Annotated in this window: 12 protein-coding genes; 10 read left to right on the forward strand and 2 right to left on the reverse strand. The window is 71.9% G+C overall.

What is annotated here, in order from left to right; genetic code table 11:
* Positions 1-148: 148 nt before the first annotated feature.
* The 8 genes from DPM19_RS24295 to DPM19_RS24330 all read left to right on the forward strand — a co-directional run bounded on the left by DPM19_RS24295 (position 149) and on the right by DPM19_RS24330 (position 9,743).
* Positions 149-1,504, forward strand: coding sequence for an activator-dependent family glycosyltransferase (locus DPM19_RS24295; protein WP_111870319.1), 1,356 nt, complete (start codon positions 149-151; stop codon positions 1,502-1,504).
* Positions 1,486-2,799: an activator-dependent family glycosyltransferase gene (locus DPM19_RS24300; RefSeq protein WP_111870320.1), complete on the forward strand. Its 1,314-nt coding sequence runs from the start codon at positions 1,486-1,488 to the stop codon at positions 2,797-2,799. The genes DPM19_RS24295 and DPM19_RS24300 overlap by 19 nt, the downstream gene beginning before the upstream one ends.
* 101 nt (positions 2,800-2,900) lie before the next feature.
* Positions 2,901-4,166, forward strand: a complete 1,266-nt coding sequence (locus tag DPM19_RS24305; protein ID WP_111870321.1) for a cytochrome P450 family protein — start codon at positions 2,901-2,903, stop codon at positions 4,164-4,166.
* A 38-nt stretch (positions 4,167-4,204) separates the two neighbouring features.
* Positions 4,205-5,419, forward strand: a complete 1,215-nt coding sequence (locus DPM19_RS24310; protein WP_111870322.1) for a class I SAM-dependent methyltransferase — start codon at positions 4,205-4,207, stop codon at positions 5,417-5,419.
* 37 nt (positions 5,420-5,456) lie between these two features.
* Positions 5,457-6,068: a dTDP-4-dehydrorhamnose 3,5-epimerase family protein gene (locus tag DPM19_RS24315; protein WP_111870323.1), complete on the forward strand. Its 612-nt coding sequence runs from the start codon at positions 5,457-5,459 to the stop codon at positions 6,066-6,068.
* A 5-nt stretch (positions 6,069-6,073) separates the two neighbouring features.
* Positions 6,074-7,000 (forward strand): NAD-dependent epimerase/dehydratase family protein, encoded by a 927-nt coding sequence (locus tag DPM19_RS24320; protein ID WP_111870324.1) that lies wholly within the window; start codon positions 6,074-6,076, stop codon positions 6,998-7,000.
* Positions 6,997-8,478 (forward strand): NDP-hexose 2,3-dehydratase family protein, encoded by a 1,482-nt coding sequence (locus tag DPM19_RS24325; protein ID WP_111870325.1) that lies wholly within the window; start codon positions 6,997-6,999, stop codon positions 8,476-8,478. Before DPM19_RS24320 ends, DPM19_RS24325 begins: the two co-directional genes overlap by 4 nt.
* The gene (locus DPM19_RS24330; protein ID WP_233510691.1) at positions 8,475-9,743 is read left to right on the forward strand and encodes a class I SAM-dependent methyltransferase; all 1,269 of its coding nucleotides are present in this window, start codon (positions 8,475-8,477) and stop codon (positions 9,741-9,743) included. Before DPM19_RS24325 ends, DPM19_RS24330 begins: the two co-directional genes overlap by 4 nt.
* Positions 9,744-9,807: 64 nt before the next feature.
* Here the strand turns inward: DPM19_RS24330 and DPM19_RS24335 are convergent, their stop codons facing one another.
* Complete coding sequence (locus tag DPM19_RS24335) at positions 9,808-10,245, reverse strand: nuclear transport factor 2 family protein (RefSeq protein WP_233510698.1); 438 nt, start codon at positions 10,243-10,245, stop codon at positions 9,808-9,810.
* A gap of 178 nt (positions 10,246-10,423) precedes the next feature.
* On the opposite strand from DPM19_RS24335, the gene DPM19_RS24340 reads away from it, so the two are divergent.
* Together DPM19_RS24340 and DPM19_RS24345 are read left to right on the forward strand one after the other, a co-directional pair.
* Positions 10,424-11,203: a cyclase family protein gene (locus DPM19_RS24340; protein ID WP_111870328.1), complete on the forward strand. Its 780-nt coding sequence runs from the start codon at positions 10,424-10,426 to the stop codon at positions 11,201-11,203.
* A 12-nt stretch (positions 11,204-11,215) separates the two neighbouring features.
* Entirely contained in the window at positions 11,216-11,929 is a 714-nt protein-coding gene (locus DPM19_RS24345) for a class I SAM-dependent methyltransferase (protein WP_325050277.1), read from the forward strand.
* 9 nt (positions 11,930-11,938) lie between these two features.
* On the opposite strand, the gene rfbA is transcribed toward DPM19_RS24345, so the two are convergent.
* The gene (gene rfbA / locus DPM19_RS24350; RefSeq protein WP_111870329.1) at positions 11,939-12,817 is read right to left on the reverse strand and encodes a glucose-1-phosphate thymidylyltransferase RfbA; all 879 of its coding nucleotides are present in this window, start codon (positions 12,815-12,817) and stop codon (positions 11,939-11,941) included.
* Positions 12,818-12,955 lie beyond the last annotated feature (138 nt).

Here is a 12,955-nt window from a genome sequence, read left to right on the forward strand (position 1 = left end):
GCTGCGATCGCGGTCGTCCCGATGCTGTCCGGTGCGGTTCGAGGTCCGCTCGCGCGGCTTCCGGCGCGGCGTCCATCAGTGCTCCACGGCTTCTCCAGAGGGGACCGTGATCCTCGGATGGATCGTTTCCGGGAGGTGGGGTGGGCGCATGCGGGTCCTGTTCCTGACGGTGGCGGAGAAGGCGCATGCGTATCCGCAGGTCCCGCTGGCGTGGGCGCTGCGTGCGGCGGGTCATGAGGTGTGCGTGGTCGGCCAGCCCGACGTGGTGGACGACATCACCAGGGCCGGCCTGACCGCGGTGCCGATCGGCGCGTCCCTCGACCTCGCGCAGCGGGTCCAGGAAGGCTCGACCGCCGAGCGGCAGGACGACGCCGGGCAGCCTGCCGGCGTCGAGGCCGCGGAGGACGCCGAGGAGTTTCCCGACCCCACGGTCGAGATGCCGCTGGACGAGCTCCGCCCCGAGAAGCTGACCCATGACCACATGCAGGGCCTGTTCGCCACCTGGGTCATGATTTTCCAGGAGATGTCGAACCCGGACCTGACCGATGAGCTGGTGGAGTTCGCCCGCGGGTGGGGTCCGGACCTGGTGATCTGGGATCCGTTGCTGTTCGCGGGCGGGGTGGCGGCGCGGGCGTGCGGCGCGGCGCACGCCCGGATGCTGTACGGCCTGGACCTGATCGGGCGGATGCGGGGACGCTTCGTGGCGGCGCTGGCCGAGCGTTCGGCGCTGGTCCGCGACGACCCGATGGCCGAGTGGCTGGATCTGGCGGCGGAGTGTTACGGCGGCGGGTTCGGTGAGGACCTGGTGATGGGGCAGTGGACGATCGACTCCTTTCCGGGGTCGATGCGTTTCCCGGTCGATCACCACTATGTGCCGGTGCGTTACGTGCCCTACAACGGGCCGTCGGTGCTGCCGGGGTGGTTGCGTGAACCGCCGAAGCGCCCCCGGGTGTGCCTGAGCCTGGGCCTGTCGTTCCGCGAGTCGCTCGGCGGCGACCGGATGTCGGTCGGCGAGCTGCTGGAGGCGGTGGCGGGTCTGGACGTGGAGGTGGTGGCGACGCTGGACGCCGAGCAGCTGGCCACCGTCGCCCGGGTGCCGGACAACGTGCGCGCGGTCGACTTCGTGTCGCTGAACGAGCTGCTGCCCACCTGCTCGGCGATCGTCCACCATGGTGGTTTCGGCAGCTCGCAGACCGCTCTGGCGCACGGTGTCCCGCAGATCGCGCTGCCGTCCGAGGTGTGGGACATCGAGGTCAGGGCGCAGCGGATCGAGCAGGCGGGCGCGGGGCTCTGCGTACCCCGGTCCCAGGTCGAAGAGATCACCGCCGATCGGCTCAAGGGCATGCTGGTGCGGGTGCTGGAGGAGCCCTCGTTCGCGCGGAACGCGGCCCGGCTGCGCACCGAGATGCGCGGCACCCCGGCCCCCGCCGACATCGTCCCCCTGCTCGAGAAGCTGACCGCGGAACACTCGCGTCCGGAGGGGTCATGCGGGTCCTGTTCCTGACGGTGGCGGAGAAGGCGCATGCGTATCCGCAGGTCCCGTTGGCGTGGGCGCTGCGTGCGGCGGGTCATGAGGTGTGCGTGGTCGGCCAGCCCGACGTGGTGGACGACATCACCAGGGCCGGCCTGACCGCGGTGCCGATCGGCGTGCCGGCCGACCTGGAGACGAGGATCCAGGACGGGGCGGAGCCCGAGCCGCAGGACGAGGCCGAGGAGTTCACCGGCGAGATCCTGGATCCGGCGACCGAGATGCCGCTGGACGAGTTCCGCCCCGAGAAGCTGACCTACGACCACATGCAGGGCCTGTTCGCCACCTGGGTCATGATCTTCGAGGACATGTCGGGGCGGGACCTGACCGATGAGCTGGTGGAGTTCGCCCGCGGGTGGGGTCCGGACCTGGTGATCTGGGATCCGTTGCTGTTCGCGGGCGGGGTGGCGGCGCGGGCGTGCGGCGCGGCGCACGCCCGGATGCTGTACGGCCTGGACCTGATCGGGCGGATGCGGGAGCGGTACCTGCGCGCGGCGGCGGACCGCCCGGCGCAGCTCCGCGACGATCCGATGGCCGAGTGGCTGGACTGGCTGGCGGGCCGCTACGGCGGCGGGTTCGGTGAGGACCTGGTGATGGGGCAGTGGACGATCGACTCCTTTCCGGGGTCGATGCGTTTCCCGGTGGACCATCACTATGTGCCGGTGCGTTACGTGCCCTACAACGGGCCGTCGGTGCTGCCGGGGTGGTTGCGTGAACCGCCGAAGCGCCCCCGGGTGTGCCTGAGCCTGGGCCTGTCGTTCCGCGAGGTGATGGGCGGGGACCAGGTGCCGGTCGGCGAGCTGCTGGAAGCGGTGGCGTGCCTGGACGTGGAGGTGGTGGCGACGCTGGACGCCGGGCAGCTGGCCACCGTCGCCCGGGTGCCGGACAACGTGCGCGCGGTCGGCTTCGTCCCGCTGAACGAGCTGCTGCCCGGCTGCTCGGCGATCGTCCACCAGGGCGGCTTCGGCACGGCACAGACCGCCGCGGTCCACGGCGTCCCGCAGGTCGTCGTGCCGAGCCGGGAATGGGACGCGGCGTTGAAGGCGCGGCGGCTCCAGGAGTCGGGGGCGGGGCTGGCCTGGACCGACCTCCCCGCCGGGGAGGTCTCCGCCGCACACCTGCGGAACATGCTGGAGCGGGTGCTGGCGGAGCCCTCGTTCGCGCGGAACGCGGCCCGGCTGCGCACCGAGATGCGCGGCATGCCCACCCCGGCCGGCATCGTTCCCCAGCTCGAAAGGCTGGCCGCGGAACACCGCGCCGCCACGGGCTGAGCCCCCGCTTCGGAGACGTCTCGCGGCGCGGTCGAACGGGGCCCGGCGGCCCGGCCACCAGGTCGAGCGAACCGCGAGCGGCGGTTGCCACGCTGCGGCACATGGCGACCAAGACCGACAGCGAACTGGGACGGGCGCTGCTGACCTACCGCGGCATCCAATGGATCATCGGTACCAAGGGCGACCCCTACGCTCTCCTGCTCCGGGTGGCGAGCGACGACCCACACGAGCTCGGCCGGCAGATCAGGGACCGCGGGCCGCTGTACTGGAGCAGCGCCGGCGTGTGGGTCACGGCCGACCACGAGCTCGGCGCGGCCGCGCTGCGGGACTCCCGGCTCGGCTCCCGGCCGCCGACCCCCGATCCGCCCGCCGGCGAGGCGGAGGACGAGCCCATGCCCTGGGACGTGCCCGTGCTCCGGGACGTGCTCCCGCTCGGCGGCCTGCCCGTCGAGCGGGACCGGGCCGAGTACACCCGGCTGCACCGCCTGGTCGAGCCGCTGGCCGGCGGGGACGCCGCGCAGCGCCGCACCGCGGACGTCACCGACACCTACCAGCGGCTGGCCGCCGGCCTGGACGAGCGGTTCGACCTGATGACCGACCTCGCCCGCCCGGCCGCCGCCGCGTTCGCCGGCGCCCTGCTCGGGCTGCCCCCGGAGCGGCACGCCCGGTTCGCCGAGCTGCACGAGGGGGCGGTGGGCCTGCTGGACGCCACGCTGATCCCGCCGAACCTGCGCTCGGCCCGGGCGCTGACCGCCGCGCTGTCCGGCATGTCGGAGCTGCTCGAAGAGCACGTCGAACCCGGGCGGGACGGCCTGCTCGGGCTGCCGTCGCCGGAGCCGGGCGACGTCCTCGCGGCGTCCATGCTGTTCGCGGTGGTCGGCGCCGAGACCGCGGCGAACCTGGTGTGCAACGCGCTGGCCGCGCTGCTCGACGACCCCGCGCAGTGGAAGCTGCTGCGGGACGACCCCGGCCTGGCCCCCGCCGCCGTCGAGGAGACGCTGCGGTACGCGCCGCCGATCCGGCTGCGCCGGCTGTACGCGACCGAGGACTTCGAGCTGGCCGGCCGCCAGGTCGAGACCGGGAACGAGCTGGTCGTGGTCGTCGAGGCCGCCAACCGGGACCCCCGCGTCCACACCGACCCGGACCGTTTCGACATCCAGCGGACGTCCCGGGCCGAGCACCTGTCGCTGTCCGGCGACGACCTCTACCCGGGGATCATCGCTCCGATGGTCCGGATGCAGGCGGCCGCCGGCGTGCGCGCCATCGCGGCCGCCTGGCCCGAGATCGCCCGCACCGGCGACGTGCTGCGCCGCCTGCGCTCGGCGATCACGGCCGGGGTCCTTCGCTTCCCGGTCTCCGGTAAGTGAGCCAGAACGCCAGGCCCTACGAATCGAGGGAAGAGTCCATGCGCTGTCGTGTCTGCGACGGATCCATCACCCAGCTCTTCGACTTCGGGCGCCAGCCCCTGTCCGATGCGTTCCTGAGCCCCGACGACATCGAGCACGAGTTCTTCTTCCGGCTCGCCGTGGGGGTCTGTGACTCGTGCACGATGACCCAGCTCCTCGAAGAGGTGGCGCGGGACCGGATGTTCCACGCCGACTACCCCTACCACTCGTCCGGCTCCGAGCACATGCGCCGGCACTTCGAGCAGACCGCCGGCGCCTTCCTCCAGGAGCACCTGAGCGGCCCCGACCCGTTCGCGGTCGAGATCGGCTGCAACGACGGCGTCATGCTCCGGACGCTCGCCAAGGCGGGCGTCCGGCACCTGGGCGTGGAGCCGTCGGGCGGGGTCGCCGAGCTCGCCCGGTCCAACGGGGTGCGGGTGCGCATCGACTTCTTCGAGGAGTCGGTGGCCGCCGAGATCGTGGCCGCCGAGGGGCCCGCCGACCTGATCTACTCGGCCAACACCATCTGCCACATCCCCTACATCGGCTCGGTGCTGCGCGGCGTGGACGCGCTGCTCGCACCCGACGGCGTCTTCGTCTTCGAGGACCCGTACCTGGGTGACATCCTCGAGCGCAACACCTTCGACCAGATCTACGACGAGCATTTCTTCTTCTTCACGGTCCGCTCGGTGCAGGCCGCGGCGCTCCGGTTCGGGTTCGAAGTGGCCGACGTGCAGCGGCTCGCGGTGCACGGCGGCGAGCTGCGCTACACGCTGGCCCGGGCCGGCCGCCGCGAACCCACCCCCGCGGTGGCCGAACTGCTGGCGGAGGAGGAGGCGCGGGGGCTGGGCACGCCCGCGGCGTTCGCGCCGTTCGCCGCCAACATCGAGAGCATCTCCACCGACCTCATGAAGCTGCTGCGGGAGCTGCGCGCGGACGGCAAGCGCGTCGTGGGCTACGGCGCGACGGCCAAGAGCGCCACCGTGACGAACTACTGCGGGATCGGGCCCGACCTGGTCTCGTTCGTCTGCGACACCACTCCGGCCAAGCACGGGCGGCTGATGCCGGGCTCGCACATCCCGGTCCGTCCCCCCGAGGCCCTGGCCGAGCCGTATCCGGACTACGCGCTGCTGTTCGCGTGGAACCACGCGGAAGAGATCATGGCGAAGGAGCGCGCCTTCCACGATTCCGGGGGCCGCTGGATTCTGTACGTTCCCAAGGTCCACATCGTCTGACCGTGACCCGTTACGAGCATCAGTGAGGACGGCCCCAGTGCAGTCGCGAAAGCTCGCCGTGGACGGCGCATTCGAGTTCAAGCCGCAGACCTTTGCCGACGAACGCGGAATCTTCACGTCGCCCTTCCAGGAGACGGCGGCGCGCAAGGCGCTGGGGCACGGTCTCTTCCCGGTGGCCCAGACCAACCACAGCCGCTCGCGCCGGGGGTCGATCCGCGGCGCCCATTACACGCTGACCCCGCCGGGCACCGCCAAATACGTCTACTGCGCGCGCGGCAAGGCCCTCGACATCATCATCGACATCCGGGCCGGCTCGCCGACGTACGGGCGTACCGATTCCGTGCTGCTCGACACCGAGGAGTTCCGGGCGGTCTATTTCCCGGTCGGCGTCGCGCACGCCTTCGTGGCGCTGGAGGACGACACGGTGATGTCGTACATGCTCTCCGGCGAATACGTCAAAGAGAACGAACTGGCGCTGTCGGTTTTCGACCCGGCGCTCGACCTGCCCATCCCGGACGACATCGACCCGATCATGTCCGAGCGTGACCGCGCGGCGCCCACGCTGGCGATGATCGAGAAGGACGGCACGCTGCCGGACTACGCCCGGTGCCTGGAGCTGGAGCGGGCGCTGTACCCGCCGGACCGGTGAGCGGCATGGGCTCCGTCGCGGTGCTGGGCGCCACGGGCTGCGTGGGCGGCGGGGCGGCGGCCGCGTTCGCCCGGGCCGGCCACCGCGTGGTCGCCGTGGCCCGCGGGCGCGCGCCGGTGGCCCGCGCCGACACGTTCGTCCCGCTCGACGTCGCCGCGGCGGCGCCCGGCGACCTGGCCGGGCTGCTGGAGTCCGAGGGCGTCGACGCCGTGGTCAACGCCACCGGGGGCTGGCTGTCCGGGGACGCGGAGAACGAGCACGCCCACGTGCGGCTCGTCGAGAACCTGATCGAGGGCCTGGCCCTGCTGCCGCGCCCGGTCCGCCTGGTGCAGCTGGGTTCCATCCACGAGTACGGCCCGGTGCCCGAGGGCAGGCCCATCGACGAGTCCGTGGAGCCCCGGCCCGAAACCGCGTACGCGCGCACCAAGCTCGCCGGCGCCGAGGCCGTGCTCCGGGCGACACGGGCGGGCCGGATCGACGGCGTGGTGCTCCGGGCCGTCAACATCTGCGGGCCCGCGGTGACGCCGGCGAGCTTCCTCGGCGCGGTCGTGCGCCGGCTGCGCGCGGCGCCGCCGGGGGAGCCGGTCGAGCTGGAGGTCGTCCGGGCCCGGCGCGACTTCCTCGACGTCCGGGACCTGGCGGCGGCGGCGGTGAAGGCCGCCACCCTGCCGGTCACCGGCCAGGTCATCAACGTCGGCCGGGGCGAGGCACCGACCATGCGCGAGATCATCGCCCTCCTGTTCACCGCCGCGGGGTTCCCCGCGGACGGCGTGCGGGAGCGGGCGGGGCGGGTCGAGTCCAGGGGCGGCGACTGGGTGCTGGCCGACATCACGCTGGCCGGGAAGGTCCTGGGCTGGGAGCCCCGGATCGGCCTGCCGGACTCGCTGAAGGACATGTGGGAAGCGTCCGCGGACACCGAGGAGCCTTCATGACGGACCGTTCCGCGCTCCTGTCGTCAGAGAGCAGCCCGACGCCGCTGCGGATCGCGGAGTCCGTGCGCGCCGGCGACGACGGGGTGACCTCGCTGGCGGACTTCCACCGCTGGTACGAGGACGTCGGGAAGCGCTCGTACGCGCGGGTGGACCGCGTCCCGCTGGACGAGCTCACCGGGTGGGAGACCGACCCCGGCACCGGCAACATCCGGCATCACACCGGGCGGTTCTTCACCGTCGAGGGCCTGGAGGTGCGGATCCCCGCCAACCGGGTCGGGGCCTGGAGCCAGCCCATCATCAACCAGCCGGAGGTGGGCGTCCTCGGGATCCTGGTCAAGGAGTTCGACGGGGTCCTGCACTGCCTGATGCAGGCCAAGGTGGAGCCCGGCAACAGCAACGGCCTCCAGCTCTCCCCGACGGTGCAGGCGACGCGCAGCAACTACACCCGGGTGCACGGCGGCCGGCCCGTGCCCTACCTGGAGTACTTCCAGGACCCGGCGCGGCGCCGGGTGCTGGCGGACGTCCGGCAGTCCGAGCAGGGGTCGGCCTTCCACCGCAAGCGCAACCGGAACATCGTCGTCGAGGTCCCCGAGGACGTCGAGGTCGCCGACGGCTTCCGCTGGCTGACGCTGGGCCAGCTGCACCGGCTGCTCGCGGCCGAGGACCTGATCAACATGGACGCCCGCACGGTGCTGTCCTGCCTGCCCTTCGCGCACGGCGAACTGGCCTCGGTGCTGGAGCCGGCCGCCGGCGACTTCCACCCCGCGCTGCTGCGCTCGTGCGACCCGGGCGGGGGCAGCCTGCACTCCACCGGCGACATCCTCAGCTGGATCACCGAGGCCCGCACCCGGGCCGAGGTGCACACCCGGCGGGTGCCGCTGGCCGGCCTGCCCGGCTGGCGCCGCGAGGAGGGTCGGATCTCGCACGAGAGCGGGGCCTTCTTCGACGTCATCGGGGTGCGCGTGGAGGCCGGCGGCCGCGAGGTGGGCCGGTGGACCCAGCCGATGGTGGACCCGATCGGCATGGGGGTCGTCGCCTTCCTGGTCCGGGAGATCGGCGGGGTGCTGCACGTGTTGATGAACACCCGGATCGAGGCCGGCTACATGGACGTGGTCGAGCTGGCGCCGACCGTCCAGTGCACTCCCCACAGCTACGAGCACCTGCCGCCGGAGGCGCGGCCGCTGTTCCTGGACACGGTGCTGGACGCCGCCCCGGAGCAGATCCGGTTCCAGACCGTCCTCTCGGAGGAGGGCGGGCGTTTCTACCACGCCCGCAACCGCTACCTCATCGTGGAGTCCGACGTCGACGTCCGGTTCCAGCACCCCGAGTTCCGCTGGATGACCGTGCAGCAGCTCGTCGAACTGCTGCGGCACAGCCACTACCTGAACATCCAGGCGCGCAGCCTCGTGGCATGCCTGCAGAGCCTGCTCATGCCGCCGGACGAGGCGCCGGCCGCCGAGAGGGAGGTCCGCTCGTGAACGTGGGAGAGAGCGCCCGGCAGGTCACCGGGTGCCGGGTGTGCGGAGGGTCGGACTGGCAGGACGTCGTCTCCTTCGGGCCGGTGCCCCTGGCCAACGGGTTCCTGCCGCCGGCGGAGTCGTACGAGGACGAGCCCTACTACCCGCTCGGCGTCATCTCGTGCCGCTCCTGCCGGCTGATGAGCGTGACCCACGTCGTCGACCCCGAGGTGCTCTACCGCAGCTACTCGTACGTGACCTCCGACTCCGAGACGATGACCCGGCACATGGGCCGCGTCGCCGAGACCTGCTGTAAGCGGGGCGGGCTGGCCGCCGGCGACCTGGTGGTGGAGCTCGGCAGCAACACCGGCCAGCAACTGGCGGAGTTCCGGCGGGCCGGGATGCGCGTGCTGGGCGTCGACCCGGCCCGCAACCTGGCGGAGGTCGCGAGCGAGCGCGGCATACCGACGCTGCCGGAGTTCTTCTCCGCGGAGAGCGCCGGGACGGTACGCGCGGAACACGGCCCCGCCCGGCTCATCCTGGGCCGGCACGTCTTCGCCCACATCGACGACCTGGCCGGGGTGCTCGCGGGCGCGCGCGCCCTGCTGGGCCCGGGCGGGATCTTCGCGATCGAGGTGCCGTACGCGGTGGACCTGCTGGAGCAGGCCGCCTTCGACACGATCTACCACGAGCACCTGTCGTACTTCCTGGTGCGCACCCTGGCGACCCTCTTCGAGCGGCACGGGCTGTGCGCCCTCGACGTGGAACGGTTCCCGGTCCACGGCGGCTCGATCCTGGTCTTCGCGGGACGCTCCGAGGACGGCCTGACCCCGGGCCCCGCCGTCGCCGACCTGATCTCCCTGGAGGAGCGGGCCGGGCTGTTCGACGACGCCGCCTACCGGGACTTCGCCCGGCACACCGACCGTGTCCGGCGGGAACTCCCCGTCCTGGTGCGCCGGCTGGTGGCCGAGGGGAAGCGCGTCGCCGGGTACGGGGCGTCGGCCAAGGGCACGACGATCCTGAACATCTGCGGGCTCGGCCCGGCCGAGGTGGAGTTCTGCATCGACACCACGGTGCTCAAGCAGGACAAGGTGCTGCCGGGCACGCACATCCCGGTGCACAGCCCCGACCACGTCGAGGTCCGCCCACCGGACTACTTCCTGCTGCTGGCCTGGAACTACGCCACCGAGATCTTCCAGAAGGAGGCCGGGTTCCTGGCCTCGGGCGGCCGGTTCATCGTGCCGTTCCCCACTCCCACGGTCGTCTCCGCCGAATCTCTCGGCTGACCGGGGAACGCGACGCGGGCGGGCCGTGAGCGGCCCGCCCGCGTCGTCGTGTCACGTCGTCGTGTCACGGCATGTCGTCGCGGGTGACGCGGCGCTCGCGGACCCGGAACCCGTCGCCCGCCAGGACCAGCACGTCCTCGCACACGCACATCAGGTGCAGGCGGGCCTGGCCGCCGTGCGGCGTGGCGATGACCTGCGTGTAGCTGCGGGCGAACAGGGAGCCGTCGGGCCGCGGCGTCACGTCGACCGTGGTGAGCACGTGCCGGTGCGTCTCGCCGGCCTCCGCCAGCCGCGCCGCCGACTCGCGCACGCCCGCCGCGATGGCGGTGCGGCCGCGGACGGGTTCGGTGAGCGACGGGGAGAGGAAGGTGCCGTCCTCGGTGAACGTCTCCGCCCACTCCTCCGCCGCCCCCGTGTCCAGGAGGTGCATGTGCCGGGCGTAGAACTGCTGGAGTTCGGCGTAGAGCGTCGCGAACGGCGGGTTCTCAGTCTGGACCGACACGGCCTTCTCCCTCTGGGCGATCGTCGCTGCTGCCGACGATGCTGCGGCGGAGCCGTCGAGAGCCGCTAGAGGCGGCGCCGCCCTGACCGCCGGGGCCGTCGAGCCGATGCCCACCGGTTCTCCGGCGCCCCCGGTCACGATCGAGGTGATCCATGACGTCGGCTTCGGGAGATGTGGCGTGCGGTTCATTGACCTGTCGTCGCCGGTGGACGCCGCGTTCGACGAGCCCGACCCGGTGCGGCACGAGATCCTGACGCCGCGCGAGGGCGCGGTGCACATGAGCGAGGAGATGCGCGAGCACTTCGGCATCGACTTCGACCCGGACGAGCTGCCCGACGGCGAGTTCCTGTCGCTGGACCGGCTCTCCCTCACCACGCACACCGGCACACACGTCGACGCCCCCTCGCACTACGGGTCGCGGGCGGCGTACGGCGACGGCGTGCCGCGGAACATCGACCAGATGCCGCTGGAGTGGTTCTTCCGCCCGGGCGTGGTGCTGGACCTGACCGACGCCGGCACCGGTGCCGTCGGTGCGGCGCGGCTGGAGAAGGAACTGGCGCGGATCGGGTACACGCCGCAGCCGCTCGACATCGTCCTGCTGCACACCGGCGCCGAGCGCCACCTCGGCACCCGGCGGTACTTCACCGACTTCGCCGGGCTGGACGGCCCCGCGGTGCGGATGCTGCTCGACCTCGGGGTCAAGGTGATCGGTACCGACGCCTTCAGCCTGGACGCGCCGTTCGGGAACATCATCGAGCGCTACCGGAAGACCGGTGACCGCTCGGTGCTGTGGCCCGCGCACTTCGAGGGCCGGCAGCGGGAGTACTGCCAGGTGGAACGCCTCGGCAACCTCGGCGCGCTGCCCGCGCCGACCGGCTTCCGGGTCGCCTGCTTCCCGGTCAAGATCACTGGCGGTGGGGCCGGCTGGACCCGAGCGGTCGCCCTCGTCGACGACTAGTTCGAGGGAGACATGATGTTCGGTGCCGAGCTCGCCGACGTGTACGAGCTGATCTACCGCAGCCGCGGCAAGGACTGGGCGGCCGAGGCGGCGGACGCCGCCCGGATCGTCAGGGAGAGGTACCCGGAGGCGGACTCGCTGCTGGACGTGGCGTGCGGTACCGGCGCGCACCTGGAGACCTTCCGGACGCTGTTCGGGCACACCGAGGGAGTGGAGCTGTCCCCGGACATGCTCGACGTGGCGGCCCGGCGGCTGCCCGGCGTGCCCCTGCACGAGATGGACATGCGGGACTTCTCGCTGGGGCGCACGTTCGACGCGGTGACCTGCCTGTTCACCGCCATCGGGTACCTGCCGACGCTGGCGGGCATGCGGGCCGCCGTGCGTTGCATGGCCCGGCACCTGGTGCCGGGCGGCGTCATGGTCGTGGAGCCCTGGTGGTTCCCCGACCGGTTCATCGACGGCTACGTCGCGGGGGACCTGGGCGGCGACGGGGAACGCACCGTCGCCCGGATGTCCCACTCCACCCGGGAGGGCCGGACGACGCGCATGGAGGTGCGGTTCCTGGTGGGCGACGCCAAGGGCATCACCGAGTTCACCGAGGTCGACCTGCTGACGCTGTTCACCCTGGAGGAGTACCTGTCGGCGTTCGCCGACGCGGGCTGCCCGGCCGAATACGTGGAATCCGGCTGGACGGCCCGCGGCCTGTTCATCGGGCGGCGAGAATGATCCGCGAGCTCACGCCCCGACGAGCTCGTCGGCGATGGTCATGACGTACCGGCCGTAGTCGGAGTTGCCGATCTCGGCCCCGAGCCGCCGGCACTGCTCGGCCCCGATGAACCCCATGCGCAGCGCGACCTCCTCGATGCAGGCGATCCGCACGCCCTGGCGCTCCTCCAGCGTCCGCACGTAGTGCCCGGCCTGCAGGAGCGCCTCCGGGGTCCCGGTGTCCAGCCAGGCGAACCCGCGGCCGAGGTCGACGAGCCTGGCCCGCCCGCGCTGGAGGTAGGCGAGGTTCATGTCGGTGATCTCGAGTTCGCCGCGGGCCGACGGGCGCAGGTTCTTGGCGATGTCCACCGCGTCGTTGTCGTAGAGGTACAGCCCGGTGATCGCGCGGTTGGAGCGGGGCCGGGCCGGCTTCTCCTCGATGGAGAGGAGCTTCCCGTCCGCGTCGGTCTCACCGACCCCGTAGCGCTGCGGGTCGTTGACCGGGTAGCCGAAGAGCGTGCAGCCGCTCAGGCCGGCGCTCTCGCGGAGCAGGACGTCGGAGAAGGAATTGCCGTGGAAGATATTGTCGCCGAGCACCAGGGCGACCTGGTCGTCGCCGATATGGTCCGCGCCGATGATAAACGCCTCGGCGATTCCGCGCGGCTGGGACTGCGTCGCGTAGGAGATGTTCAGCCCCAGCCGCGACCCGTCCCCGAGCAGCTCCTGGAATTGCGCGAGGTGGCCCGGTGTCGTGATGACCAGGATATCGCGGATGTCGGCGAGCATCAGCACGGAGAGTGGGTAATAGATCATCGGCTTGTCGCCCACCGGCAGCAACTGCTTGGAAACCGCGAGCGTTATCGGGTACAGCCTGCTGCCGGTTCCGCCGGCCAGAATTATCCCCTTCATGGCTTCAGGTTATGGAGCCACGGGCACGCGGGACAAGGCCGATATCGTGGAATTGAAGAGGTATCGAGAGGGCTACGAGTCAGATACGTTGTGCTGACTTCCAGCTCGCGCGATATCACAGGGATCGCCTGGGATCAC

This window comes from Actinomadura craniellae (assembly GCF_003289645.1).
Lineage (GTDB): Bacteria > Actinomycetota > Actinomycetes > Streptosporangiales > Streptosporangiaceae > Actinomadura_D > Actinomadura_D craniellae.

Excerpts from the sequence above, each read along its gene's own strand:
- DPM19_RS24295 (WP_111870319.1), top strand. The coding sequence starts at position 149 with ATGCGGGTCCTGTTCCTGACGGTGGCGGAGAAGGCGCATGCGTATCCG.
- DPM19_RS24300 (WP_111870320.1), top strand. The coding sequence starts at position 1,486 with ATGCGGGTCCTGTTCCTGACGGTGGCGGAGAAGGCGCATGCGTATCCG.
- DPM19_RS24305 (WP_111870321.1), top strand. The coding sequence starts at position 2,901 with ATGGCGACCAAGACCGACAGCGAACTGGGACGGGCGCTGCTGACCTAC.
- DPM19_RS24310 (WP_111870322.1), top strand. The coding sequence starts at position 4,205 with ATGCGCTGTCGTGTCTGCGACGGATCCATCACCCAGCTCTTCGACTTC.
- DPM19_RS24320 (WP_111870324.1), top strand. The coding sequence starts at position 6,074 with ATGGGCTCCGTCGCGGTGCTGGGCGCCACGGGCTGCGTGGGCGGCGGG.
- DPM19_RS24325 (WP_111870325.1), top strand. The coding sequence starts at position 6,997 with ATGACGGACCGTTCCGCGCTCCTGTCGTCAGAGAGCAGCCCGACGCCG.
- DPM19_RS24345 (WP_325050277.1), top strand. The coding sequence starts at position 11,216 with ATGATGTTCGGTGCCGAGCTCGCCGACGTGTACGAGCTGATCTACCGC.
- rfbA (WP_111870329.1), bottom strand. The coding sequence starts at position 12,817 with ATGAAGGGGATAATTCTGGCCGGCGGAACCGGCAGCAGGCTGTACCCG.